Here is a 26,330-nt window from a genome sequence, read left to right as displayed (position 1 = left end):
CAAATCGAGCCCGCGCTACGGCCCACTCTCCTTACTTCGTCCAAGGCAATCGACATGACCGACATTCAGAATAAGAACTACATCATTGCCCTCGATCAGGGTACGACCAGCTCGCGCGCGATCATTTTCGACCGTGACGCCAACGTGGTGTGCACCGCGCAGCGCGAATTTGCCCAGCATTACCCGCAAGCCGGTTGGGTTGAACACGACCCGATGGAAATCTTCGCCACCCAGAGCGCAGTAATGGTCGAAGCGCTGGCTCAGGCCGGTCTGCATCACGACCAGGTTGCCGCCATCGGTATCACCAACCAGCGTGAAACCACCGTCGTCTGGGACAAGACCACCGGCCGCCCGGTCTACAACGCGATCGTCTGGCAGTGCCGCCGCAGCACCGAGATCTGCCAGCAGCTCAAGCGCGACGGTCACGAGCAATACATCAGCGACACCACCGGCCTGGTCACCGACCCGTACTTCTCCGGCACCAAGCTCAAGTGGATCCTCGACAACGTCGAAGGCAGCCGCGAGCGTGCGCGCAACGGCGAACTGCTGTTCGGCACCATCGATAGCTGGCTGATCTGGAAATTCACCGGCGGCAAGGTGCACGTCACTGACTACACCAACGCCTCGCGCACCATGCTCTTCAACATCCACTCGCTGGAGTGGGACGCGAAGATGCTGGAGATCCTCGATATCCCGCGCGAAATGCTCCCGGAAGTGAAAGCTTCGTCGGAAATCTACGGTCGCACCAAAAGCGGCATCGCCATCGGCGGTATCGCCGGCGACCAACAGGCTGCACTGTTCGGCCAGATGTGCGTCGAGCCGGGCCAGGCGAAGAACACCTACGGCACTGGCTGCTTCCTGCTGATGAACACCGGCGACAAAGCCGTGAAGTCCAAACACGGCATGCTCACCACCATCGCGTGCGGCCCGCGCGGCGAGGTCGCTTACGCACTCGAAGGCGCAGTGTTCAATGGCGGTTCGACCGTGCAGTGGTTGCGCGATGAACTGAAAATCATCAACGACGCCCACGACACCGAATACTTCGCCAGCAAAGTGAAGGACAGCAACGGCGTGTACCTGGTGCCGGCCTTCACTGGCCTGGGCGCTCCGTACTGGGACCCGTATGCCCGTGGCGCACTGTTCGGCCTGACTCGCGGCGTGCGCGTGGATCACATCATCCGCGCTGCGCTGGAGTCGATTGCCTACCAGACCCGCGACGTGCTCGACGCCATGCAACAGGATTCCGGCGAACGCCTGAAAGCCCTGCGCGTGGATGGCGGCGCGGTGGCGAACAACTTCCTCATGCAATTCCAGGCCGACATCCTCGGCACGCAGGTCGAGCGTCCGAAAATGCGCGAAACCACCGCCCTCGGCGCGGCGTATCTGGCCGGCCTGGCGTGCGGTTTCTGGGGCAGCCTGGATGAACTGCGCAACAAAGCCGTGATCGAGCGCGAGTTCGAACCGACGCTGGACGAAGTCGAAAAGGAAAAGCTCTATAAAGGCTGGAAAAAAGCGGTCAGCCGTACCCGCGACTGGGCACGTGAAGACGCTGAATAAGCCAGTCTGAGGACTGACTAAGGCCGGAAACTGGTCGGGAGGCGATTCCTGCGGCATCATGGGCAAATTTTGCACGGCAGCCCAAAGGACGCCCCATGAATCTGCCTCCCCGTCAGCAGCAAATCCTCGAGCTGGTCCGCGAACGCGGCTATGTGAGCATCGAGGAAATGGCCACGCTGTTCGTTGTTACCCCGCAAACCATCCGCCGCGATATCAATCAGCTCGCGGAAGCCAATCTGCTGCGTCGCTACCACGGCGGCGCCGCCTATGATTCCAGCGTCGAAAACACCGCTTATGCGATGCGCGCCGATCAGATGCGCGATGAAAAACAACGCATCGGTGAAGCCATCGCCGCACAGATCCCCGATCACGCCTCGCTGTTCATCAACATCGGTACCACCACCGAATCGATTGCGCGCGCCCTGCTCAATCACAATCACCTGAAGATCATCACCAACAACCTGCACGTTGCTTCAATGCTCAGTGCCAAGGATGATTTCGATGTGCTGCTGACGGGCGGCAATGTGCGTCGCGATGGCGGTGTGGTCGGTCAGGCGAGTGTCGATTTCATCAACCAGTTCAAGGTGGATTTTGCCCTGGTCGGCATCAGCGGCATCGATGAGGACGGCAGTTTGCTGGACTTCGATTATCAGGAAGTGCGGGTGTCGCAGGCGATCATTGCCAATGCGCGGCAGGTGATTCTGGCGGCGGACTCAAGCAAGTTCGGGCGCAACGCGATGATTCGCCTGGGGCCGATCAGTTTGATTGATTGTCTGGTGACGGATCAGCAGCCGGTGCCGGCGCTGGCGCAATTGTTGAGTCAGCACAAGATTCGGCTGGAAGTCGTTTAACCCACCTAAAGCGAGCCCCCCCCCCCACTGTGGCGAGGGAGCTTGCTCCCGCTCGGCGACGCAGTCGCCGCATTCTCCTGGTGTACAGCTCTCAAACTTTAGGATTGCTTCGCAGCCCAGCGGGAGCAAGCTCCCTCGCCACAGAAACACCCACTCCGCCGGTAAATGTTCGAAAATTTTCCTTTAAGCCTCCTTCGATGAGTTTTTTCAATCGAAGTTGACTGGCTGTGCGCGTCTTTATGGGCTACCATTTTCGCAAATGAACATTAATGTTCGAATTCCAAACAGAAAATCAAAAGAGCCCGAGGCCAGCCGATGCCCACTTCTACCTTGCCTACGCCCCCAATCTCAGAGGTTTACGATGTTGCCGTGATCGGCGGCGGGATCAATGGCGTGGGGATCGCAGCGGATGCCGCCGGTCGCGGGCTTTCGGTGTTCCTTTGTGAAAAGGATGATTTGGCCAGCCACACCTCGTCGGCCAGCAGCAAGCTGATCCACGGCGGCCTGCGCTATCTCGAACATTACGAATTCCGCTTGGTCCGCGAAGCACTGGCCGAGCGCGAAGTGCTGCTGGCCAAGGCGCCGCACATCGTCAAACAGATGCGCTTTGTATTGCCACATCGTCCGCACCTGCGTCCGGCGTGGATGATCCGTGCGGGCCTGTTCCTGTATGACAACCTCGGCAAGCGCGAAAAACTCGCAGGCTCGAAAAGCTTGAAGTTCGGTGCCGACAGCGCACTGAAAAGCGAAATAACCAAAGGCTTCGAATACTCCGACTGCTGGGTCGACGACGCCCGCCTGGTGGTGCTCAACGCCATGGCCGCCCGTGAAAAAGGCGCGCATGTACACACCCAGACCCGTTGCGTGAGCGCCCGTCGTACCAAAGGCCTGTGGCACCTGCACCTGGAACGCGCCGATGGCAGCCTGTTTTCGATCCGCGCCAAAGCGCTGGTCAACGCTGCCGGCCCGTGGGTTGCCAAGTTCATTCGCGACGACCTGAAGATGGAATCGCCGTACGGCATCCGTCTGATTCAAGGCAGCCACCTGATCGTGCCGAAGCTGTATGAAGGCGAACACGCGCACATTCTGCAAAACGAAGATCAGCGCATCGTTTTCACTATTCCGTACCTGAACCACTTCACCCTGATCGGTACCACCGACCGCGAGTACACCGGCGATCCGGCCAAAGTCGCGATCACCGAAGGCGAAACCGAGTACCTGCTGAAAGTGGTCAACGCCCACTTCAAGAAGCAGGTCAGCCGCGACGACATCCTGCACAGCTACTCGGGCGTGCGCCCATTGTGCAACGACGAATCCGACAACCCTTCGGCCGTGACCCGCGATTACACCCTCGCGCTGTCTGGCAGCACAGAAGAAGCGCCTCTGTTGTCGGTGTTCGGCGGCAAGCTGACCACCTACCGCAAACTCGCCGAGTCGGCGATGGCGCAACTGATGCCGTACTTCACCCAGATGCGCCCGAGCTGGACCGCCAGCGCGACCCTGCCCGGCGGCGAAGACATGACCACCCCGCAGGCCCTCAGCGCGCTGATCCGCGACAAGTTTGACTTCGTGCCGACCGAGATCGCCCGGCGCTGGGCCACCACTTACGGCAGCCGCACCTGGCGCATGCTCGAAGGCGTGGACAGCCTGGCGGACATGGGCGAGCACATTGGTGGCGGGCTTTACACCCGTGAAGTGGATTACCTGTGCAGTGAAGAGTGGGCGACCACGGCACACGACATCTTGTGGCGCCGGAGTAAGCTGGGCCTGTTCACCACGCCGGTAGAGCAAGAAAAACTGGCGGTGTACTTGAGCAAGGTCGAGCAAAGTCGCAGTAAGATCGAAGCCGCCTGATTCGATCCGTTTTAATAAGCAAAGCCCCTGAATCGTGAGACTCAGGGGCTTTTTGCATCTCCGGCAAATCTCGTCAGCGCCTTTTCATTCGGTTTTCCGAACGCGACCTGACAGTCAATTCGGTTAACCGGATCAGAAAACCCAAAAAATACCGTCGCAAAACTTTAATCTCAATACAGATCAACAACTTAACCAGCCACGACTGCTCTGGCACGACTCATGCTCTACACTCTTCGACGAATGCCTGTTGCGCCAACCCGACAGGAGCCGTCAGGCATTCGAAGCACAACAAGGGCCCGCTCAACCGGCTCCATAAAAAAAACAATGTCGAGGAAAATTTGATGCGCATCGTTCCCCATATCCTGGGCGCAGCCATTGCTGCCGCTCTGATCAGCACACCAGTTTTCGCTGCCGAGCTCACCGGCACCCTTAAGAAAATCAAAGAATCGAACACCATCACCCTGGGGCATCGTGACGCCTCCATCCCGTTTTCCTACATCGCTGATGCTTCCGGCAAGCCAGTCGGCTACTCCCACGATATCCAGCTGGCTATCGTCGAAGCGATCAAGAAAGACCTCGATCTGCCGAACCTGCAGGTCAAATACAACCTGGTAACTTCGCAGACCCGTATCCCACTGGTGCAGAACGGCACCGTGGACGTCGAGTGTGGTTCCACCACCAACAACGTCGAGCGTCAGCAACAGGTCGACTTTTCGGTCGGCATCTTCGAAATCGGTACCCGTCTGCTGTCCAAGGCTGACTCCAAGTACAAGGATTTCGACGACCTGAAAGGCAAGAACGTCGTGACCACCGCCGGCACCACGTCCGAGCGCATCCTCAAGGCGATGAACGCCGACAAGCAGATGGGCATGAACGTGATCTCCGCCAAAGACCACGGCGAATCCTTCCAGATGCTCGAATCGGGTCGTGCCGTGGCGTTCATGATGGACGACGCGCTGCTGGCCGGCGAAGCCGCCAAGGCCAAGAAAGCCACCGACTGGGCCGTCACCGGCACTCCACAGTCGTACGAAATCTACGGCTGCATGGTGCGCAAAGGCGACGCTCCATTCAAAAAGGCTGTGGATGACGCCATCGTTGCGACCTACAAGTCCGGCGAGATCAACAAGATCTACGACAAGTGGTTCATGGCGCCAATCCCGCCAAAAGGCCTGAATCTGAACTTCCCGATGAGCGACGAGCTCAAGGCCCTGATCGCCAATCCGACTGATAAAGCGGCTGACGACAAGAAGTCCTGATTTCTGACTAACCTTATCTCCTGAAGGGGCTGTGCCCTTTCAGGAGTTCGTCACTCCCTGCTGGCACTTTTTGGGAACACTCGAACCGGTGGCTGTCGAGCCGATCGTGTGTGCCTGATCGACAAGATCGGGGCGGGAACGGATTTCCCCCAGGCGGGCACTTGTACATCGATCGAATCGAGGGGAGACCCTAATGAATTACAACTGGGACTGGGGCGTGTTCTTCAAGTCCACCGGCGTGGGCAGCGAGACTTATCTCGACTGGTTCATCTCCGGGCTGGGCTGGACAATCGCCATCGCCATCGTGGCCTGGATCATCGCCCTGCTACTGGGCTCGATTCTGGGCGTGATGCGCACTGTGCCGAATCGCATCGTATCGGGCATTGCGACCTGCTACGTCGAACTCTTCCGTAACGTACCGCTGCTGGTGCAGCTGTTTATCTGGTACTTCCTGGTGCCCGATCTGCTGCCGGCCGATCTGCAGGAGTGGTACAAGCAGGACCTCAACCCGACCACCTCGGCGTACCTGAGCGTTGTCGTGTGTCTGGGTCTGTTTACCGCCGCGCGGGTCTGCGAACAGGTGCGCACCGGTATTCAGGCGCTGCCACGCGGTCAGGAATCCGCCGCTCGGGCCATGGGCTTCAAGCTGCCGCAGATCTACTGGAACGTGCTGCTGCCCCAAGCCTACCGGATCATCATTCCGCCGCTTACCTCGGAATTCCTGAACGTGTTCAAGAACTCCTCCGTGGCGTCGCTGATCGGTCTGATGGAGCTGTTGGCCCAGACCAAACAGACCGCCGAATTTTCGGCCAACCTGTTTGAAGCCTTCACCCTGGCGACCCTGATCTATTTCACCCTGAACATGAGCCTGATGCTGCTGATGCGCGTGGTCGAGAAGAAAGTTGCCGTGCCCGGCCTGATCTCCGTGGGGGGTAAATAATGGAATTTGATTTCAGTGGCATCGTCCCGGCCATTCCCGGTTTGTGGAACGGCATGGTCATGACTCTCCAGTTGATGGCGCTGGGCGTGGTCGGCGGGATCATTCTCGGCACCATTCTGGCGCTGATGCGCCTGTCCTCCAGCAAACTGCTGTCGCGGGTGGCCGGCGCTTACGTCAACTACTTCCGTTCGATCCCGCTGCTGCTGGTGATCACCTGGTTCTATCTGGCGGTGCCGTTCGTGCTGCGCTGGATCACCGGCGAAGACACCCCGATCGGCGCGTTCACCTCATGCATCGTGGCGTTCATGATGTTTGAAGCGGCGTACTTCTGCGAAATCGTGCGTGCCGGTGTGCAGTCGATTCCCAAGGGTCAGATGGGTGCAGCCCAGGCGCTGGGCATGAGCTACGGGCAGATGATGCGTCTGATCATCCTGCCGCAAGCGTTCCGCAAGATGACCCCGCTGCTGCTGCAGCAGAGCATCATTCTGTTCCAGGACACCTCGCTGGTTTACACCGTGGGCCTGGTGGACTTCCTCAATGCTTCGCGCGCCAGTGGCGACATCATTGGCCGTTCGAATGAGTTCCTGATCTTCGCAGGTCTCGTGTACTTCACAATCAGCTTTGCCGCCTCGCTGCTGGTCAAGCGTCTGCAAAAAAGGTTCGCCGTATGATCTCTATCAAGAACATCAACAAGTGGTATGGGGACTTCCAGGTGCTGACTGATTGCAGCACCGAGGTCAAAAAAGGCGAAGTGATCGTGGTCTGCGGCCCGTCCGGTTCGGGCAAGTCGACCCTGATCAAGTGCGTCAACGCACTGGAGCCGTTCCAGAAAGGTGACATCGTGGTCGACGGCACCTCGATTGCCGATCCGAAGACCAATCTGCCAAAACTGCGTTCGCGCGTCGGCATGGTGTTCCAGCATTTCGAGCTGTTCCCGCACCTGACCATCACCGAAAACCTGACCATCGCGCAGATCAAGGTGCTCGGCCGCAGCAAGGAAGAGGCGACCAAGAAAGGTCTGCAACTGCTCGAGCGCGTCGGCCTGTCGGCTCACGCCCACAAGCATCCGGGGCAACTGTCCGGTGGTCAGCAACAGCGTGTGGCGATTGCCCGTGCGCTGGCGATGGACCCGATCGTCATGCTGTTCGACGAACCGACCTCGGCGCTCGACCCGGAAATGGTCAACGAAGTGCTCGACGTGATGGTGCAACTGGCCCACGAAGGCATGACCATGATGTGCGTGACCCACGAAATGGGCTTTGCGCGCAAAGTGGCCGACCGGGTGATTTTCATGGACGCCGGCAAGATCATCGAAGACTGCAAGAAAGAGGAGTTCTTCGGCGACATCAGCCAACGCTCCGAACGCGCGCAGCACTTCCTCGAGAAAATCCTGCAGCACTAAAAGCTACACCGATCTGCCCTTGTGGCGAGGGAGCTTGCTCCCGCTGGGTCGCGCAGCGGCCCCAAAACCTGCAAATGCCGTTGTATCTGACACAACGCATTAGCCGATTTTACGACTGCTTCGCAGCCGAGCGGGAGCAAGCTCCCTCGCCACAGGTTCCAGGCTCGACCAAACCAGTGCGACGTCTGCGGCAGTGCTGGTTGACCCAAGGCATCTGTGATGAAATGCGACCCCACTCTTTATCGCGCAACCACGCCATCACTTGCCGTGAAACCCCGTCTGATCCGCCATTTGTTCCTGCCGCCGCTGGTCATCGCCCTGATGATCGGATTGGGTTATGCCGGCTTCTGGACCAGCGAACATTTCGGCATCCGCAGCCTTGGCGAAAACGGCCAGCGGCAACTCGAGTTGCACGCCCGTGCGGTCGAAAGCGAAATCAGCAAATACACCTACCTGCCCAGCCTGCTGGAGCTCGAATCGAGCGTCGCGCGCCTGCTCGACGAACCGACGGCGGACCACCGGCAAACGGTCAACGAATACCTTGAAGGCCTGAACCGGCGCAGCCGCAGTCGGGCCATCTACGTGATGGACACCACCGGCCGCGTGGTGGCCACAAGCAACTGGCGCGACGTCGACAGTTACCTCGGCGAAGACCTGTCCTTTCGCGCCTACTTCCAGAATGCCGTGCGCGGTCAGCCCGGACGTTTCTACGGCATCGGCAGCACCAGCGGCGAACCCGGTTACTACCTGGCCCACGGCCTCGAAGAACACGGCAAGATCATCGGCGTCGCCGTGGTCAAAGTGCGTCTGGAAGCCATGGAAGAACGCTGGCAGCGTGCACGCCTGGAAGCGTTCGTCAGCGACGAGAACGGCATCATCATTCTCTCCAGCGATCCGGCACGACGGCTGAAATCAGTGGTGCCGCTGAGTGACGAAACCAAAGAAAAACTCGCGCGCAGCCTGCAGTACTACTGGTTCCCGCTCAACGAACTGCAACCGCTGGCCCGTGAAACCCTGGCCGAAGGCGTGGAAAAACTCACCTTCCCGGCCAATAGCGAGCTGCTGCCGCAACAAGAGCCTGAGGATGAAAACATCAGCTATCTGGCGCAAACCCGGCCGCTGAGCGATACACCGTGGAATTTCACCCTGCTCACGCCGTTGCAGGACTTGCGCCGCGAAGCGATCAACCAAGGGATTCTGGTGGCCATTGCGTTTGCGCTGGTGGCGTTCCTGCTGATCGCCTGGAACGAGCGGCGCAAGGTCATCGCCACCCGCCTCGCCGCTCGCGAAGCCTTGCAGGAAGCCAACAATCAACTGGAGCGTCGGATTACCGAACGCACCGGCGACCTGCGCGCCAGCAACGAAAGGCTCAAGGCGCAGATCCGCGAACGCAGGCAAGCCGAAGAGACGTTACGCCGTGCTCAGGACGAACTGGTACAGGCCGGCAAACTCGCCGCCATCGGCCAGATGTCGACCAGCATCGCCCACGAATTGAACCAGCCACTGGCGGCGATGCGCACGCTGTCCGGCAACACGATCAGGTTTCTGGAACGTGGCCAGCTCGACGTCGCCAGCACCAATCTGAAAACCATCAACGACCTGATTGATCGCATGGGCCGCATCACCGCCAGCCTGCGCTCGTTCGCCCGGCGCGGTGACGACAAGGGCCGTGCCAGTCTTGGTAAAGCGGTGGACGCCGCGCTGCAAGTACTCGGCGCGCGGGTGGAAAGCGCCGCGCTGCAAGTGCACCGCCAGTTCATCGATGTGCAAGTGCAGATCGACCAGACCCGCCTTGAACAGATTCTGGTCAACCTGATCGGCAACGCCCTCGACGCCATGCAGGCGCAACCGCAGCCGGAGCTGTGGCTGCAGGGCGAAGAATTCGACGGCAAATATCGCCTGCGGGTGCGCGACAACGGCCACGGTATCGACGCCGAAGCACGCAAACATCTGTTCGAACCATTTTTCACCACCAAACCCGGCGAACAAGGGCTGGGCCTTGGCCTGACGCTTTCTGCCAGTCTGGCGGCCGCCACCGGTGGGCATCTGGGTGTTGAACACCCGGCCAGCGGTGGTACCACTTTCGTCCTCAGTTTACCGTTGGTAAGCCCTACTCCTGCCGAGCCAATATGAACCAAGACCTCAGTGTATTGATCGTCGAAGACGACCCCCATGTGTTGCTCGGCTGCCAACAGGCGCTGACCCTGGAAGACATTCCGTGCATCGGCGTCGGCAGTGCCGAAGAAGCGCTGGAGCGCGTGGGCGACAACTTCGCCGGGATCGTCATCAGCGACATTCGCCTGCCCGGCATCGACGGTCTGGAACTGCTGACCCGGCTCAAGTCGCGCGATCGCAGCCTGCCGGTGGTGCTGATCACCGGTCATGGCGACATCTCGATGGCAGTCGGCGCGATGCAGAAAGGCGCCTACGACTTCATGGAAAAACCGTTCTCCCCGGAACGGCTGGTGGACGTTGCCCGCCGTGCGTTGGAGCAACGTAGCCTCGCCCGCGAAGTCACCTCGCTGCGCCGGCAACTGGCCGAACGCGACTCTCTTGAAGGACGCATCATCGGCCGCTCGCCAGCCATGCAGAACCTGCGCGAACTGATCGCCAACGTCGCCGACACCTCGGCCAACGTATTGATCGAAGGCGAAACCGGCACCGGCAAGGAACTGGTCGCGCGCTGCCTGCACGATTTCAGTCGTCGCCACACCCAACAGTTCGTCGCGCTGAACTGCGGCGGCCTGCCGGAAAATCTGTTTGAAAGTGAAATCTTCGGTCACGAAGCCAACGCCTTCACCGGCGCCGGCAAACGGCGGATCGGCAAGATCGAACACGCCGACGGCGGCACTTTGTTTCTCGATGAAGTGGAAAGCATGCCGCTGCCGTTGCAGATAAAACTGCTGCGCGTGTTGCAGGAACGCACCCTCGAACGCCTCGGTTCGAACCAGAGCGTGGCGGTCGATTGCCGGGTGATTGCGGCGACCAAATCCGATCTCGACGCATCGAGCAAAATCGGCGAATTCCGCAGCGATTTGTACTACCGCCTCAATGTGGTGACGCTGGAATTGCCGCCACTGCGCGAACGCCGCGAAGACATCCTGCAACTGTTCGAACACTTCACCCAGCAATCGGCCCTGCGCTTCGACCGCGCCCTGCCGGAGCTGGACAATCAGACCCTGTCGAACCTGATGAGCCACGACTGGCCAGGCAACGTGCGCGAACTGCGCAACGTCGCCGAACGCTTCGCCCTCGGTTTGCCGGCGTTCAAGAAATCTGGCGCCAGCAGCGGCGGCCAGGGTTTGGCCTTCGCCGAAGCGGTGGAAGCCTTCGAACGCAACCTGCTCAGTGATGCCCTGCAACGCAGCGGCGGCAACCTGACGCAAGCCAGCCTGGAACTGGGCATGGCCAAGACCACGCTGTTCGACAAAGTGAAAAAATACGGCCTCAGCCATTAAGCGAGAACGATGTGGATCTGATTTTCAAAGCCTTGCTCGGTGCGGCGGTGGTGGTGATTCTCGCCGCACTGGCGAAAACCAAAAACTACTACATCGCAGGGCTGGTGCCGCTGTTTCCGACCTTCGCGCTGATCGCGCATTACATCGTTGGCAAGGGCCGTTCGATCGACGATCTGAAGACCACCATCGTGTTTGGCATGTGGTCGATCATTCCGTATTTCGTGTATCTGGCGACGCTGTATGTGATGGTTGACCGGATGCGGCTGGAGGCTTCGCTGGCGGTCGCTGCGGTGGCATGGTTGATGGCGGCTACGGTGCTGGTGACGGTTTGGGTGCGCTTGCACGCCTGACCTGCCCACAGATCAAAAGCCCCTCACCCCAGCCCTCTCCCAAAGGGAGAGGGGGCCGATTGGGGGAGATTGGAGAAACACGCCGACCTGAAAGCGCTTTACCGAATCCACAATCGACACGGTATTTCAGGTCGTTGTCGGACGCGAGACGCCTCGGTCGGCTCCCTCTCCCTTGGGAGAGGGCTGGGGTGAGGGGTTCTTCCGCTTCACAGCAGATTGTGTTCTGCCACCGGCTCAATCTGCGCCCAATGCGAAGTATCCTCCCGATGCTCACGCAAATACGGCAGCACCGCCCCCAGCAACGGCTCCTTGAACGCCTCCTGAAAGCGATGCGCCAATCCCGGAATCAACCGCAACTGACTGCCACGAATATGCGCCGCCAGATGCACCCCATGCATCACCGGCAGCAACGGATCAGCCGTACCGTGCACCACCAGCGTCGGCACCCGCAGTTGATTGAGCAATGCCACACGGCTCGGCTCGGCGAGGATCGCCATGATCTGCCGTTTGACGCCCTCGGGGTTGAACGCACGGTCGTAGGATTGCGCGGCCTGATGCAGCAACGCCTGGCGATCATCACTGACCGAGGGGCTGCCGAGCGCCGCCAGCAGATCAGCCTGCTGTTCCAGTGCCACTTCACGATTCGGTGCGCCACGCCGGGACAGTAACTGCACCAACGCCGCGTTCGGCGCGGGCAAGCCTTCGGCACCGGAGCTGGTCATGATTAGCGTCAGGCTCTCGACCCGTTGCGGCGCCATCGCCGCCATGTGCTGCGCGATCATCCCGCCCATGCTCGCGCCGAGCACGTGGAATTGTTCGACGTGCAGCGCGTCCATCAAGCGCAGCGCATCGTCGGCCATGTCGGTCAGGCTGTAAGGCGCCGCCACCGGCAGACCGAGTTTGTAGCGCAGCACTTCAAAAGTCAGATTGGCCTCGGCCGGCGCCTGACGCCAGGTTGACAGACCGACATCGCGATTGTCATAGCGAATCACCCGAAACCCTTGCTGACACAACGCGACCACGACTTCATCCGGCCAGTGAATCAACTGCCCGCCCAGCCCCATCACCAGCAACAACGCCGGATCGGACGCACGACCAATGCTCTGGTACGCCAGGCTTACCTGCGCCAGATCAACCCGTTCAGTCGGAACATTGACATCGCAACGCGACGCGGCAGACGCCGGCAAACCGAAAAAAATCGCAGCCCATACAGCTGCGATTGCAAGAAAACGCTTACCCATGAAAAACACCGAAACGCAGAACCCCAGTAGAGCGCGAGTCTGATGAAGTTTGTTCAAGCGCGCTGCCACAGTTACGTGACAGTTTGATGAAGAGTGCCGAACGGTCGGATGTCACAGCGAGCAACCGTTTATCGGAAAACCTTCCGTACCTGTAAGTTCTGACAGTGGTCGGGTTTCGGGATTGGCGCTCCAATGGTGCCCAAGGAGATTCTCTCCGTGACGCCCTGACAGGAACTCGCTCATGACCACCAAGCAGCCGTTCACCAAAGCCGGCCTGGACAAGATCAACTATGAAAGTCGGCAGATCAAGATGGACTTGTTCGCCAAACAACGATCGGTCGCCCTGTTCGAGGCCGGCGGGCTGCAGAAAATACTCCCCCCCTTTATACCGGGATCGGTGCCATTGACTTACGAACAGGCGACGTGGGGCGTCAACGCCGATGAAACCGACGGCCCCGGTAACGGCTGGCTTTGCCTGTGCGCGGCTTACCTGCAGCAGGAAACAAACGACACAATTCAATTGTTCAAGGGGAAATGTCTAAAACCCGGCGAAGCGGCCGACCCTTTGGACCCCGGCACCCTGATTGATACTTTCCTGGTCCCTCAGAATCACAACAACGAAGACACCTCCGGCAATATTCCATCGGTTGCCGTGCAACACACTTGTCTCAGTTATTGGTGGTACCTGGTAATGCGAACCAGTGGCAACACGCAAGATGAGTCGGAAAGGATTGCCATGCTGTTCATACGGACGTTTCCAGACAGTCTCAACCCGACCGGCGATACCAGCGTGCGTAAAGCGATGGGCGCTCCAGGCTTCCCCGCCGTGATCGACAAGAAAATGCTTGCAGCCGGATTCATCAATTTCATTATTCCTGCCTGGTCGATCATGTTTGACCAGGATAAGATCGTGCTGGATCTCGACGGCGTGAAATACGAATTTGAGATCAAGCTTGCTCACATTGGCAAGGACGTGACGGTTCCGGTTCCGTCTGCGGTACTTGAGTCGATTGGAGCATCCGCCCCGTTTCTGGTGCGTTACTCCATCACTGACCTGGTTGGAAACACCAGTCTGCCGTCGGCAGTGGGCGCGGGGGAATTGATTCCAGAGATAAGTTTGCTCGATGCAGCCACAGTGAGGAATACGCTCGACGATACTCTGGAACTCGACGCCTTGGATCATAAACCCATGCAGGTGGATATTTACGCGCCTCGGGCGGAGGTAGTGGCGGGAGATAAGTTCGAGCTGACGATATCTGACCATGCCAGCGGATTCAGTGAAATATATGGCCCGTTTTCTTACCGCGTGGGCGTGAACACCGTTGAAATCCCATACGAAGTAGTATCCCAGCTCGCGCCCACCACGATAAACCTAAAATACACGAGAATCAGACCAGCGCCTGGCTTGCCTGCCAGTACGCCCTCCTATTCCTATGCACCAAGCTTGCGTGCGCACTCCTACCTTGCACCACCACCTGTGGCCTTTGAGGCGCAAGGCGGGGTTCTGTCATCGGAGCTGAAAGAAACACTGGTGTGTTGCGGGCCAGACGTGAAAGGTATGAAATTGGCCGACGAGGTGAGATTGACCTGCAAGAGCACCAGCGCAGGGGGAACGGTTCGGCTACAGGATTACAAACGATACGTGACAGAATCCATGGAGGTCCCGGGCATCGGATTCAGTGTGCCTTTTAGTTACGAAACCGGGCATTTCAGTACCTTCCCCGACGGCCTTGTAGAACTGTTCTACGTAGTGACCGGAGACGGACATGCCGAACCGATAAAGTCCAAGGTGCTCCACCTGCGCATCGCCCCGGCAACCCATCAACTTGAAGTAATCGAGGTCGCCAAAGTCATTGGCAACGTTCTTGATCCTGCAAACACCCCTTTCGGAACGCCTGCCAAGTGCCTTGCCGCTGCTCACACAAAGATCGGTGATAAGGTATATATTGAACTCTGGAAGAACGACAGCGACCCGGATAAAACGGGTGAATTGATGCATGTCGATTCTTTGCCGATAACACCGGCTAACGTAGCGAAAGACGTCGAGTTCCGCCTGGAACATGAACTCATTGAAGGGCTTCTTAACAACGTCATCAGAATATATTGGTTTATTAAACGTTTCCGGTCGGCACCGTTGACCGCCCCTCCACGGGAATTGCGCATCGGCCACCTGGTGCTGGCGCTAGGCCCGCCCAAGCTGCAGGAGGCATCCGGTAATAACATCGATCCAGAGAAGACCCACAAATCTGCCACCCTGGAAGTCATCTACGAAGGGATGCACCCGACACATAAGGTGACTGCGCATGTCATCGGGAGACCTGGCTTCGGCAGCCCGTTAATTGCCTCCAAACAAGGTGACGCCAGAGGGAAACTACTATTCGATGTACCTCCCCCGGCATTCTCCGCCAACATGGGCACATTCATGAGTTTCCATTACGTGGTTGCTCAGCCCGGCATCAATGACCAGACGTCTTCTTCGGCGAAACACAAGGTGCAGACTGTCGACAAACCTGAGCTCAAATTCCCGAGCGTCACCATTCAGGAAGCACAGGGCAATGTGGTGGACTTCAATAAATTTACCGGCGACGCACACTGGCGATTAATACCTTACCTGTTCATGGCTATAGGCACACGGATGCGGATAGCGTTCAGTGGTCTCGATAAAAACGGTAAAGAACTTGTATTCATGGCATTTGATGGGCAAATCAATGCCAACCATGTGAAATCCGGATTAAGCGGCACTATCCCCCGCCCAAAACTCTTGGAGTTCATGAGCGGCTCTGCACTGAATTCGATGGCGATCGCCAACTTCAGTGACAAGGGCGGTGCCGACACGTTATTCCCGATATCGACGCTGACGATCATCACGCTCGTGTTGGCGAAGCCTCAAATTACTCAATTGATCGATAACCAGCCCCCACGTACCGGTCAGGTTCCCAACGGCGGCGGTTGCGATGACACGACACCCGAAGTGGTTGGCACAGCAACGCCTAAAACCATCATTGATTTTTTCATTGGTGGAGCGTTCCATCGTGCAGTCACCGTGGATGCAAACGGCATCTGGAGAACCACGCTCAACCTCGGGTACGGCACCTACAACTTTACGGCGCAAACACAGGACGGCCTGAAGGTATCGAACACCTGGACGGTGAGAATCGGAGCTGATCTTAGTATCGGCGGCAACGCCCACGTGAATCTGAGCGCTTACTTTGTGTTTCCAGGCAGGCCTCCTCGGGTTCATCCACCTGGGGCCATCATTTACCGCCCACCGTCCGGCGGAATCGGTCCCTACACAATTACCTCTTCAAATCCAGCTGTCGCAGTCGTCATCAACAATCAGGGGAGCATCGCCGCGGTCGGTAATGGCTCTGCACAGATAACGGTCACAGACGGAAGCGGACAAAGCGCCTCTTTTATCATTACGGTCACTGGCGTCACGTATGTGAGATGGTGGTCCAGCGTCAACTGGCATGTCCATTTACAAGGCTCGTGGGTACCCTATTGTCTGCAATATTGGGAGGTTCAGGCGCTCTGGAATCTTTATGCACCCGGCGGTGATGTACCGACCCAACTTGGTATACCTGGTGGGAATTACTGGACGGCCACCAATCATCCGATCAATCACCATGCGTACGCCTTCATGATGGGGAGTGGCACAGTTTATATCGATACTGTTGGCGCGAGGAACTACCCTACGATTGGCCGATAACCTCCCTGCCGACCCCACGCAGCCCCGCAAACATGCGGGGCTGTTTCCGACGCGATAACTATCTAACACCCTCCCCCCCGGCAACTTCCCTTGAATGGCCGATGCATTGAGCGGGCCCGCCGCTCTCCTCATCGAGCCTTGCCGCCATGACCGAATCCTTGCTTTTCGATTTCCCCCCGCCTGCGCGCGACCTGTTGTCAGGTTTGCCCGGTGCGGCAGCCTTTGCAGCACCGGTGGACGAACATCTGCTGCACGTCGCCGCGACCAACCGGCGTGCCAGCAGCGAAGGTTTGCGCCAGCTCTGCGCTGGCGCGCCGAGCGTGCGCCAGACTCTCAATCGATTGCTCCGTGAGCAGTTGGATCTGGACGGGCAACAGGCCGGGTTGCTGTTTCATCCCGTCAGCGGCCATGCGCAGCGCTTCGTCAGTCTCGCCGATGCCTGCGCGCTGGTTTTTCAGCAGCCGGTGCTGGAAGAATGGCTGGACCGCCAGTGCCAGGTCACGGGAATTCACCCGAGCCACGCGTTGCGCCAACTCAGGCCGTTGCAACTGCTCGATCGACTGAAAACCCTTGCACCGGCTCAGGCGCTCGAACAGCGCTGGAACGCTTACTGGGACGCCCGCTCGCCGGGCACGCCGCTGTCGCGACGTGAACACGCTGCGCAGTTGTATCGCGAGCATATCGAGGCAGTCGCACAGATGGCCTTCGCCCGCCGCCAGCTCACAGCCGGGCAACTGCAACCGCTGTGGTCATTGCTCGATCCTGTGCTCGCTGCGCAAACCGCCGCTGAAACGCTGAAGGTCGAACTGCCAAATCTGCTGCTGAACAACGGCGCTCGGGCGAGGCTCGCCGCCGCGTGGGTCATCAGCCGCGGTGACGATGCTGGCGCGCAATTGCTGTATCTGCCGAGTCGACCTGATGCGATGCACGCCTTCGCCCGACGCAGCGATTTACACGCGTGGCTGATCAGCCAGCCGCTGATACCGCTCGGTGTGCCCGAGGTCAATCTGCAAGTCGAATATGGCGCGACTGATGGCGCGTTGAACACGCCGTTCAACGAATGGCTGTGGCAACAGCAGATGGCCCAGGTTGGCGCTTTGCGTAATGGCTCAGCGGCGCGGCGCAACTTGGCCGAGCACGGCGCGCTGGCGCTCGGCGTTGCCGATCAGGTCGACCGCCAATTGGGCCTTGCCGTGTTCTCTACCGCGCCGGGGCTCGAGCTCGGGGCAGCAAATAGCACAGCGGAAGATGATCAGCCGCTGCTGTTCGACAGTCTGTACGCCGACATTCCGTGGTCGTGGCGCCAGGCTGCCGTGCGCCGCCAGCGCGAAGTGCTAGAGGCCTGGCTGAGTGCACCGGGGCGCACAATTGCTGCATTCACGGCTTTGCACAGCGAGCTGGAGGGCGCGGAACAGGCAGCCAATACCGCCGCGCATAACCTGCTCGCTCAGGACAGCACGACCTTTGATCGGGAATTCACGGCGCTGCATCAGGCGCACACGGCAGGTTTGCATGCGGAGACCGGACTGCAACGAATGCTTGGGCAAATCAGCGATGAAGAAGCAGACTTGCTCAAAGCGCTGCTCGAAAGCCCGGATTCGCCCGGTACGGATCGCGTCGCAGCAAGCCTGACTCTGCGCATGACCGGGCCAGCCGGCGACACACGCCAAACGCTCAGCGGCGCGTTTCTGATCACCCATGCGCAAACATTGATCGATGCCGACGCCCCTCACAGTGTGCTGCTGTACTGGCCCGGCTGCGGTGGCGGTCTGCAACGTTTTGCCAACCGCCGCGTGCTTGCCAGTCAGGTTTTCAAGATCGACCACCACGACCGCGCCATCGACCTGCAACTGGAAAAGATCACCGGCGACCCACTGCGTCACTCACTGACCCGGCTGACGGCCGACTTCAAAACTTCGGCCGAAACCATTCGCCAACACCAAGGCGCAACCGATCAGGCCGAGTCCCTGGAGCGCCTGCGCAAACGCGCGCTCGCCGACTTGCACGTCCCGGTGAATGCGGCCAGGAGCCTGGTGGTCAAGCATCTGCACGAGCAGGAGCGCAGCACCACTCTGAGTAATCAACTGCCGGACTGGCTGACCCGCCTCAACAGCACAGAGCGCAGCCGGCTCAAGTCCCTGATCGAAGCCTTTGTTGCGGCCATGCAGCGCAGCCACGAGCTGATGGAGATCAAGCTGATCCGGCGCGATGACTTCACCCGCCAACACCTGCACGCTCGGCTGCGCAAGGACTTTGCGTTGAAGGAAGATTTCACGCTGGCGCTGACCCTGCCCGACTCGGTCACCCAGCAGACGCGCTACAGCGCAGGTCCGAGCGGAACCCGAAGAACCACGGTCATGGTGCCGAGTACCGCGCGCAGCAAAATGACGCTGGAAGAGCTGGCGCAACTGAATATCGATAACCAGCATGCGGTGCAGCAGGATGGCTTGTCACAGCGCCTGGTGTTCATGCGGCTGGAGGTGGCCGCAACGGATTCGGGCGATCGCTACAAGCTGCTCAACGGCATCAACCTGATCTATCTGCGCAAGATCCTGCCGGAACTGGATCTGCCCAAAGCTTATGAAAAGCTGATTCTCGACACCTTCAAAGGCGCGCCCGACGAAGCCGTTTTCATCCAGCAACATCGCCGCGAATGCCTGCTCGAACCGTGGCGTCTGACGCTGCAATTGCAGGGTCAACGCGCGCGACTGCAAGGCGAGTTCAACGACAGCGATCTGCAAACGCTGCACATCGCGATGGATGCCGTCACCGCCCAGGCGTGGAATCCGCCGGGCAAACGCATCGTGATCCTGCCGGCTTACCTGAGCGCCGGCGGCAAGGACACCCACGCCGAGGGCCCATCCACGTTGTCCGGCGTGACGTTCATTGAAGAACAACTGAGCGGCGTGACCCTGCTCTATCTGCCGGACAGTCCGGACGAGCGTTTTCTGCGTCGCTTCAGCAGTCTCGAAGACGCGCGCCGGGGGCTGTTCACCCTGTGTCGGCAAGACACCATGATTCACTACCTGGCTCGCCGCACCTTGCATGGCAACGTGCGCGCGCACGAGCATCGACTCAACCACGCCGTGCAGCGCGATTTCGACGGCATGATCGGCGTCGGCGAGCGCTGGCCGGTGAGCACTTCGCTCGCCGCGCAGCTGCTCGATGCGCACCTCGGGCGACTGCTCGAAGCGCATCGTGGCAGCTCGCGTTCCAACGATGCGCTGTACGTTGAACGCTATGCACTGCAAGGCCCGCGTGCCTTCAACTACATCAAGATGGCCTTGGGCTTTGTGCCGTTCATGGGCACGGCGATTGCCCTCTACGATGCCTGGACCGCGGCGAATCAGGCAGTCGCGGCGTTTCTGCGCGGCAAGGTCGGCGACGGGCTGGACGAACTGGTCTCGGCGTTGCTGTCAGTGATCGATGCCGCGATGGATCTGATTCCGGGTCACGCGGCGGCCTCCTCCGTCGCTCCGGCGGCACGCGCATTGACCCGCACCCGCCAACTGGGCGCACTGAGCGCCAGCGCGTCCGCCCTGCAGGCCGCGTCGCGACGTCAGGCGGCACATGCAGTCGCGCGCTTCAGCGGATACGAGTACCAGCGCCCGCTCTCGCTGTCCGGGCTGCAACCTTCGACGCATGGTATCTACCGCAACGTATATCGGCATGCCGACGGTGAATTCATTGTTCGCCAGGGACGGTTTTTCCAAGTGGAGTGGAGCAAGGATTCGCGCAACTGGCGCCTTACCGGTACGGCGGGGAAAACTTATAAACAGCCGATCGCGCTGGATGAAGCAGGCAATTGGGACACCTGGTTCGGCGTCTACGGCAGCGCATTTGAAGGTGGCGGACTGGGCGGTGGTGGTGTACTCGGCCATTTGGCCAATACCCTGCAACCGCTGTGGCCGGAAGCGATCCGCGCGCGCCTGCCGCACTGGTGGACTGATCGCGCCCTGCGCCGGCATGTGCAGCTGACGAACACCGCCGATAGCCTAATGGAACAGATCAGGCTGCAGATCACCCGCCATGACGGACAGATCAGCCGCTACATCAACAATACGGACGATCCACTGCTGCGCGAGCTGGCCGACGTCGCCTGCATTGGCGATATCGGCCTGGTCCGCCGCCGCTTTCAGGCACTGACAGACTTGCACCCCCTGACCCACGGCAACAAACGCCGCGAGACGATCAGGTTTCTCAGTGACAGTGCGCGGATCATCGCCGACCGCTACCGGCACCGCATCTACTATTCGAGCGACCGCGCGACACGCCTGCAAAACCAGATCGACGCCATGCGAACAGCCCTCGATCAGTTGCCGCCAGAAGCAATCACCCAGCACCTCAACGACCTGCAAGCTATCCGCACACTGCGTGTTGAATCACTGCGCGAGCTGGAGCACATCGAATTGCTCATGCGCGAACTCAATCACTGGTACGAGCGCATCACCACGCTGACGCAAAGGCCGGAGTTGCGCCTGGCCGCAGACGTCGCCACCTTCAACCAGCGCCTGACCGAAAGCAATCTGCTGTACCTGAAAACCAGCCACAGAATGCAAATCGTCAGGAACTACGCCCACGCCCGGGAGCTGTCGTGGATCTATTTGCAGCAACAGGCCTATCTGCCGCGTGCCGACATACACCGCGCGCTGTACGTGCAACACAGCCTGGCGCAAGCCGATATCAGCCGTGTGCAACGCAATCAGATGTTGCGCGAGTGCCTGGCAACCTACGCGGCTTTTCAGCAGAAAATGAAAGCGTGGACCACCAGCCATCCTGACTATTTCCACGCCGATGTCGTCGCCCCCCTGATGGCCGGCATCGAGCGCATGGCCGACAAGGCGCGCGCCACGCTTGACCTGCCAGCTGCGCCGAGAACGGCCGGGCAGTCGAATAAAAAAGTCTTCCAGACCGAAGACGGCCAGATGCTGCTCGGCGTCGAACAGTGGGAGCCGCGAACCCGCAAGCGCCAGTTCGCCCTGAGTGAAGAAGGCCGCAGCGGCGAGATCTGGGAGCAGGCCGACAGTGGCAAATTTCGCCTGCGTGATTCAACGCCTCCTGAATCTGCGCCCAAAGATCTGGCCAGACTGGTCACCGATGCGCGCAAGCGCCTCGGCGCCCAAAGCAAATATCTGGCGGACGTACACGTGTACGCCGAGCAGCACATGCTGCCGGTTGATCTGGAACATATGCTGGTCATCGAAGCGGATGATCTGACCCGCCGCGCGCGGGATATCGAAGCGCTTGCGAGCCACGATCCGATCATTGAGTTACTTCGCGAAAAAGCCGCAGAACTGAGGAGGACCGGCCGCCAACTGCGCACCCGCCAGACACTGCGAACGCACGCACCCACCGACGGCATGTTGCTCGATCTGATCGGGCAGAAAGCTGTGGAAATCCGCAAACGCGCGCCGCTCAAAGCCCTCGGCAAACGTAGTGATGGCCGATTCGATTATTTGCAGGAATACGAAATCTGGAACCTCACCCAAGAACCAGCGCAGCTGCTGTGGTACGCGCACTTTCACTATTCCAAGGCCGCACCACGCTTCGGCGATTTCGAGAAAGCCCATTTGAAGTTGCCGGAACACCGCGCTCTGACCCACGCGGACAATCCTGACCTGCCGTATGCCGACATTGGTAAACGCTCGGCGGCGTTGCCGTTTTTCGAGCATCTCTGATTGTCGACAACGCAGACGCTATATACCGTTTATCGGGACTGTCAGAAATGACAGTTACCCGATATCCAGTTTGCGCAGAGCATGATTTTTCCAGTGCCCCTTACGGGCCAGCAATGCATCGCGGAGGCAAGATGAGCAACATCATTCCGAACGGCGATTTCGAGACGGGCGATTTCAGCTTTTGGACTCTTCGGGTTTTCCAGGGTAAGGCCGACGTAGTCAATCACAACCGCAGCTTCCAGGCGCGAGTACAGCCGGGAGTGGATAACGGCGTATTACTCTTTAACAAATTCGACGCACCGCCCGGCCCTTGTGACATGACGTTCATAGCATCGGCGCCCACCGCTCAGAACTTCAAGCCGCCATTTAACTATGCTACTCACCCGTTTCTCGCATATTTCGTTGAGGCATACGACGCCAACGGTCTGTGGCTCTCGATGGATATTGGTCTGGCCCAGCTACAACCCACAGAGACACTGTTTCGATACAGCGGCACCATGCCGGCAGGCACTGCAAAAGTCGAAGTACGATTCTCGGGGCCTTCCGACCCAGACGGAAGCAAAGGCCCGCTCTACATCGACCACGTGACTTACACCCCGAGGTAGTCTCAAGACGAGCGCTGGAACTATGCCCCCCACTGGGTGCCTTGTAGCGGGGTTTTAGACGCGGTTACGGGACCTCGACGCGTCACGCCAACTGATTACGCAACTGCCGCGCCGCCGCGACCATATTGATCAACGCCGCTTCCGTCTCGGGCCAGGCACGGGTTTTCAAGCCGCAATCAGGATTGACCCACAACCGCTCCGCCGGAATCCGCTGCACCGCTTTGCTCATCAATTTGACCATCTCGGCCGTGTCCGGCACCCGTGGCGAGTGGATGTCGTACACGCCGGGGCCGATGTCGTTCGGGTAGTCAAACGCTTCGAAGGCTTCGAGCAGTTCCATGTCCGAGCGTGAGGTTTCGATGGTGATGACGTCGGCGTCCATCTCGGCGATGGCCTTGATCACATCGTTGAATTCGCTGTAGCACATGTGCGTGTGGATCTGCGTTTGGTCCTTGACGCCGGAGGCCGTCAGACGGAACGCTTGCACCGCCCAGTCCAGATATTCCTGCCATTGCGCGCGGCGCAGCGGCAGGCCTTCGCGGAACGCGGCTTCGTCGATCTGCACGATCTTGATTCCGGCGTTTTCCAGATCCAGCACTTCATCACGCAGGGCCAGCGCCAGTTGTTGCGCCTGGATTTTTCGCGACACGTCTTCGCGCGGGAACGACCACATCAGCATGGTCACAGGACCGGTGAGCATGCCTTTCATGACCTTGCTGGTCAGGCTCTGTGCGTAGGTGATCCAGTCGACGGTCATGGCTTGCGCACGACTGAGGTCGCCGTAAATCACTGCCGGTTTCACGCAGCGCGAACCATAGCTCTGCACCCAGCCAAAACGGGTGAACAGATAACCGTCGAGTTGCTCGGCGAAGTACTCGACCATGTCGTTGCGTTCGGCTTCACCGTGTACCAGCACGTCCAGCCCGATACGTTCCTGCACTTCAACCGCATGGCGGATTTCACTGTGCATGGCGTCGGTGTAATCGTTGGCCGACAGCTTGCCCTGCTTGAACGCCTGACGCGCGAGACGGATTGAAGCGGTCTGCGGAAACGAGCCGATGGTAGTGGTGGGGAACGTCGGCAATTGCAGACGCGCCTGTTGCTGGGCGATGCGTTTGGCGAACGGCGACTGGCGTTGGCTGTCCTTGGCGTTGATCGCTTTGATCCGCGCCTGCACTGCAGGTTTATGAATGCGCGGCGAGCACGCGCGGCTGTCTTGAATGGCGCGGCTTTCGGCCAGTGCGCGCTGGACTTTCGGCGCTTGTGGATCGTTCAGGGCATCACGCAGCACGGAGATTTCGCTGCATTTCTGCACGGCGAAGGCCAGCCAGCTCTTGAGTTCAGGATCGAGTTGGTCTTCGCGCTCGACATCCACCGGGCTGTGCAACAACGAACAGGAACTGCTGACCCACAGGTTGTCGCCAAAACGCTCTTGCGCTGGTTGCAGTTGCGCCAGCGCCTGCTCCAGTTCACAGCGCCAGACGTTACGACCGTTGACCAGTCCGACTGAGAGAATCTTGTAGGTCGGCAGGCGATCAAGCACTTGGCCGAGTTCTTCAGGCGCACGCACCGCGTCGATGTGCAGACCTTGCACTGGCAAGCCGACGGCCAGACCGAGGTTGTCTTGCAGACCGCTGAAGTAGGTCGCCACGAGTTTTTTCAGCGGCGAATATTGCAGGATGTGGTAAGCGCGTTCGAAGGCGCTTTTCCACGCTTGCGGCAGATCTAGGGTGAGGATTGGCTCGTCAATCTGCACCCACTCCACGCCTTGTTCGGCGAGGCGTACAAGGATTTCGTTGTACACCGGCAGCAGACGCTCAAGCAGATCGAGCTTGTCGAAGTCGTTGCCTTTCGCCTTGCCCAGCCACAGGTAAGTCAGCGGGCCGATGATCACCGGTTTGACGTTATGGCCCAGCGCCTTGGCTTCTTCGACTTCATCGAACAATTGCTCCCAGCTCAGTTTGAACTGCTGATCCGCGCTGAATTCCGGGACCAGATAGTGGTAGTTGGTGTCGAACCACTTGGTCAGCTCTTGCGCATATTGCGTCTGGCCGTGGTCAGCGCCGCAGCAGTTGGCGGTTGCGCCACGGGCCATAGCGAACAAGGTGTCGAGGCTCGGCTGGCCCTGTTCGTCACGCACGCCGTTGAAGCGCTCGGGGATCACGCCGAAGGTCAGCGAGTGAGTCAGCACCTGGTCGTACCAGGCGAAGTCGCCGACCGGCAGCAGATCGATGCCCGCGTCTTTCTGCAACTGCCAATGCCTGGCGCGCAGATCACGACCGACCTGATTCAGAGCCGCCTGATCGAGATCACCCTTCCAGTAGGCTTCGAGGGCTTTTTTCAGTTCGCGGTCGGCGCCGATGCGCGGGAAACCCAGGGTGTGTGCCACGGCCATGTCGAATGTGCTCCATTGCGTAAAAGATGGCGCCATTGTCGACAGCTCACCCAACATGAGACAAACTCAACCTTTTCGTGTTGATCACAAGTTTTCCTCATGGAGCCAGCCGGTGCTTGAAATCCGTCACCTGAAAACCCTTCACGCCTTGCGCGAAGCCGACAGCCTGGTCGATGCGGCTGACCGCTTGCACCTGACCCAATCAGCGCTGTCCCACCAGTTCAAGGAGCTGGAGGAGCGCATGGGCATGCAATTATTTGTGCGCAAGACCAAACCGGTGCGCTTCACCAGCGCCGGCCTGCGCCTGCTGCAACTGGCCGACGCGACCTTGCCGCTGCTGCGCGGCGCAGAACGCGACATCGCGCGACTGGCCGGTGGCACCGCCGGACGCCTGCACATGGCCATCGAATGCCACAGCTGTTTTCAGTGGCTGATGCCGACCATCGACCAGTTCCGCGATGCGTGGCCGGAAGTCGAACTCGACCTGGCTTCGGGCTTTTCATTTGCGCCGCTGCCTGCATTGGCGCGGGGTGATCTGGATCTGGTGGTGACGTCCGATCCGCTGGAAATCGCTGGCATTACTTATGTGCCGCTGTTCACCTACGAAGCGATGCTCGCGGTGGCCAATCAGCATGCGCTGGCGAGCAAGCCGTACATCGTCCCGGAAGATTTGCTGACAGAAACGCTGATCACCTACCCGGTGGAACGCGATCGTCTGGACATCTTCACGCGCTTTCTGGAACCGGCCGACATTGAACCGGCACAGGTGCGTACTTCAGAACTGACGGTGATGATGATGCAGCTTGTGGCCAGCGGGCGTGGCGTGTGCGGCATGCCGCACTGGGCGCTGCATGAATACAGCTCGCGGGGTTATGTGAAGGGCAAGCGGTTGGGGGAAAAAGGCTTGTTTGCCACGCTGTATGCAGGGATCCGCGCCGACATGCTTGATGCGCCGTACATGCGTGACTTCCTGCTGACGGCCAAGGACACATCGTTCTCGACGCTGGATGGCGTAAGCGCGGTTCGCTGAACCT

General features: G+C 59.5%; 16 protein-coding genes. 14 read left to right on the top strand and 2 right to left on the bottom strand.

The features are described from left to right. Positions 1 to 54: 54 nt before the first annotated feature. The 10 genes from glpK to ACP7BN_RS21350 all read left to right on the top strand — a co-directional run bounded on the left by glpK (position 55) and on the right by ACP7BN_RS21350 (position 11,668). Positions 55 to 1,557, top strand: a complete 1,503-nt coding sequence (gene glpK, locus ACP7BN_RS21395; protein WP_420646201.1) for a glycerol kinase GlpK — start codon at positions 55 to 57, stop codon at positions 1,555 to 1,557. Between the two features lie 95 nt (positions 1,558 to 1,652). After that, complete coding sequence (locus ACP7BN_RS21390) at positions 1,653 to 2,408, top strand: DeoR/GlpR family transcriptional regulator (RefSeq protein ID WP_007916700.1); 756 nt, start codon at positions 1,653 to 1,655, stop codon at positions 2,406 to 2,408. Positions 2,409 to 2,723: 315 nt separating this feature from the next. Further along, positions 2,724 to 4,262 carry a glycerol-3-phosphate dehydrogenase gene (gene glpD, locus ACP7BN_RS21385; RefSeq protein ID WP_426205977.1) on the top strand — a complete coding sequence of 513 codons (1,539 nt, stop codon included), beginning with the start codon at positions 2,724 to 2,726 and terminating at the stop codon, positions 4,260 to 4,262. A gap of 341 nt (positions 4,263 to 4,603) precedes the next feature. Beyond that, positions 4,604 to 5,518, top strand: coding sequence for a glutamate/aspartate ABC transporter substrate-binding protein (locus tag ACP7BN_RS21380; RefSeq protein ID WP_420646199.1), 915 nt, complete (start codon positions 4,604 to 4,606; stop codon positions 5,516 to 5,518). Between the two features lie 193 nt (positions 5,519 to 5,711). Continuing rightward, positions 5,712 to 6,458, top strand: a complete 747-nt coding sequence (locus ACP7BN_RS21375; protein ID WP_095190466.1) for an amino acid ABC transporter permease — start codon at positions 5,712 to 5,714, stop codon at positions 6,456 to 6,458. Further along, the gene (locus ACP7BN_RS21370) at positions 6,458 to 7,129 is read left to right on the top strand and encodes an amino acid ABC transporter permease (RefSeq protein ID WP_420646198.1); all 672 of its coding nucleotides are present in this window, start codon (positions 6,458 to 6,460) and stop codon (positions 7,127 to 7,129) included. The genes ACP7BN_RS21375 and ACP7BN_RS21370 overlap by 1 nt, the downstream gene beginning before the upstream one ends. Then, positions 7,126 to 7,860, top strand: coding sequence for an amino acid ABC transporter ATP-binding protein (locus ACP7BN_RS21365; RefSeq protein WP_007953170.1), 735 nt, complete (start codon positions 7,126 to 7,128; stop codon positions 7,858 to 7,860). The genes ACP7BN_RS21370 and ACP7BN_RS21365 overlap by 4 nt, the downstream gene beginning before the upstream one ends. Before the next feature lie 219 nt (positions 7,861 to 8,079). After that, the gene (locus ACP7BN_RS21360) at positions 8,080 to 9,993 is read left to right on the top strand and encodes a sensor histidine kinase (RefSeq protein WP_420646196.1); all 1,914 of its coding nucleotides are present in this window, start codon (positions 8,080 to 8,082) and stop codon (positions 9,991 to 9,993) included. Next, a complete protein-coding gene (locus ACP7BN_RS21355) occupies positions 9,990 to 11,318 on the top strand; it encodes a sigma-54-dependent transcriptional regulator (protein ID WP_426205976.1) in 1,329 nt (442 codons plus the stop codon). Before ACP7BN_RS21360 ends, ACP7BN_RS21355 begins: the two co-directional genes overlap by 4 nt. Before the next feature lie 20 nt (positions 11,319 to 11,338). Next, complete coding sequence (locus ACP7BN_RS21350; RefSeq protein ID WP_420646674.1) at positions 11,339 to 11,668, top strand: GlpM family protein; 330 nt, start codon at positions 11,339 to 11,341, stop codon at positions 11,666 to 11,668. Between the two features lie 206 nt (positions 11,669 to 11,874). Here the strand turns inward: ACP7BN_RS21350 and ACP7BN_RS21345 are convergent, their stop codons facing one another. Beyond that, complete coding sequence (locus ACP7BN_RS21345) at positions 11,875 to 12,909, bottom strand: alpha/beta fold hydrolase (RefSeq protein ID WP_426205975.1); 1,035 nt, start codon at positions 12,907 to 12,909, stop codon at positions 11,875 to 11,877. A 241-nt stretch (positions 12,910 to 13,150) separates the two neighbouring features. Here ACP7BN_RS21345 and ACP7BN_RS21340 point away from each other — a divergent pair, with 241 nt between their 5' ends. From ACP7BN_RS21340 to ACP7BN_RS21330, 3 genes are all read left to right on the top strand, one after another. Then, a complete protein-coding gene (locus ACP7BN_RS21340; RefSeq protein ID WP_426205974.1) occupies positions 13,151 to 16,618 on the top strand; it encodes an Ig-like domain-containing protein in 3,468 nt (1,155 codons plus the stop codon). A 146-nt stretch (positions 16,619 to 16,764) separates the two neighbouring features. Next, positions 16,765 to 22,296, top strand: coding sequence for a dermonecrotic toxin domain-containing protein (locus ACP7BN_RS21335; RefSeq protein ID WP_426205973.1), 5,532 nt, complete (start codon positions 16,765 to 16,767; stop codon positions 22,294 to 22,296). 131 nt (positions 22,297 to 22,427) lie between these two features. Further along, positions 22,428 to 22,901, top strand: a complete 474-nt coding sequence (locus ACP7BN_RS21330; RefSeq protein WP_426205972.1) for a hypothetical protein — start codon at positions 22,428 to 22,430, stop codon at positions 22,899 to 22,901. A gap of 82 nt (positions 22,902 to 22,983) precedes the next feature. On the opposite strand, the gene metE is transcribed toward ACP7BN_RS21330, so the two are convergent. Further along, entirely contained in the window at positions 22,984 to 25,296 is a 2,313-nt protein-coding gene (gene metE / locus ACP7BN_RS21325; protein WP_426205971.1) for a 5-methyltetrahydropteroyltriglutamate--homocysteine S-methyltransferase, read from the bottom strand. A gap of 112 nt (positions 25,297 to 25,408) precedes the next feature. Between metE and metR the strand changes: the two genes are divergently transcribed. After that, complete coding sequence (metR, locus tag ACP7BN_RS21320; protein WP_420646192.1) at positions 25,409 to 26,326, top strand: transcriptional regulator MetR; 918 nt, start codon at positions 25,409 to 25,411, stop codon at positions 26,324 to 26,326. The last annotated feature ends 4 nt before the right edge of the window (positions 26,327 to 26,330 follow it).

The organism is Pseudomonas sp. TWP3-1, from assembly GCF_049896625.1.
Taxonomy (GTDB): Bacteria; Pseudomonadota; Gammaproteobacteria; order Pseudomonadales; family Pseudomonadaceae; genus Aquipseudomonas.
This window is presented reverse-complemented; position numbering and strand designations above follow the sequence as displayed.

Coding starts and splice junctions, on each gene's coding strand:
- metE (WP_426205971.1), bottom strand. CDS start 25,296: ATGGCCGTGGCACACACCCTGGGTTTCCCGCGCATCGGCGCCGACCGC.
- ACP7BN_RS21375 (WP_095190466.1), top strand. CDS start 5,712: ATGAATTACAACTGGGACTGGGGCGTGTTCTTCAAGTCCACCGGCGTG.
- glpK (WP_420646201.1), top strand. CDS start 55: ATGACCGACATTCAGAATAAGAACTACATCATTGCCCTCGATCAGGGT.
- ACP7BN_RS21335 (WP_426205973.1), top strand. CDS start 16,765: ATGACCGAATCCTTGCTTTTCGATTTCCCCCCGCCTGCGCGCGACCTG.
- ACP7BN_RS21365 (WP_007953170.1), top strand. CDS start 7,126: ATGATCTCTATCAAGAACATCAACAAGTGGTATGGGGACTTCCAGGTG.
- ACP7BN_RS21390 (WP_007916700.1), top strand. CDS start 1,653: ATGAATCTGCCTCCCCGTCAGCAGCAAATCCTCGAGCTGGTCCGCGAA.
- ACP7BN_RS21355 (WP_426205976.1), top strand. CDS start 9,990: ATGAACCAAGACCTCAGTGTATTGATCGTCGAAGACGACCCCCATGTG.
- ACP7BN_RS21330 (WP_426205972.1), top strand. CDS start 22,428: ATGAGCAACATCATTCCGAACGGCGATTTCGAGACGGGCGATTTCAGC.
- ACP7BN_RS21345 (WP_426205975.1), bottom strand. CDS start 12,909: ATGGGTAAGCGTTTTCTTGCAATCGCAGCTGTATGGGCTGCGATTTTT.
- glpD (WP_426205977.1), top strand. CDS start 2,724: ATGCCCACTTCTACCTTGCCTACGCCCCCAATCTCAGAGGTTTACGAT.
- ACP7BN_RS21360 (WP_420646196.1), top strand. CDS start 8,080: ATGAAATGCGACCCCACTCTTTATCGCGCAACCACGCCATCACTTGCC.
- ACP7BN_RS21370 (WP_420646198.1), top strand. CDS start 6,458: ATGGAATTTGATTTCAGTGGCATCGTCCCGGCCATTCCCGGTTTGTGG.
- ACP7BN_RS21340 (WP_426205974.1), top strand. CDS start 13,151: ATGACCACCAAGCAGCCGTTCACCAAAGCCGGCCTGGACAAGATCAAC.
- ACP7BN_RS21380 (WP_420646199.1), top strand. CDS start 4,604: ATGCGCATCGTTCCCCATATCCTGGGCGCAGCCATTGCTGCCGCTCTG.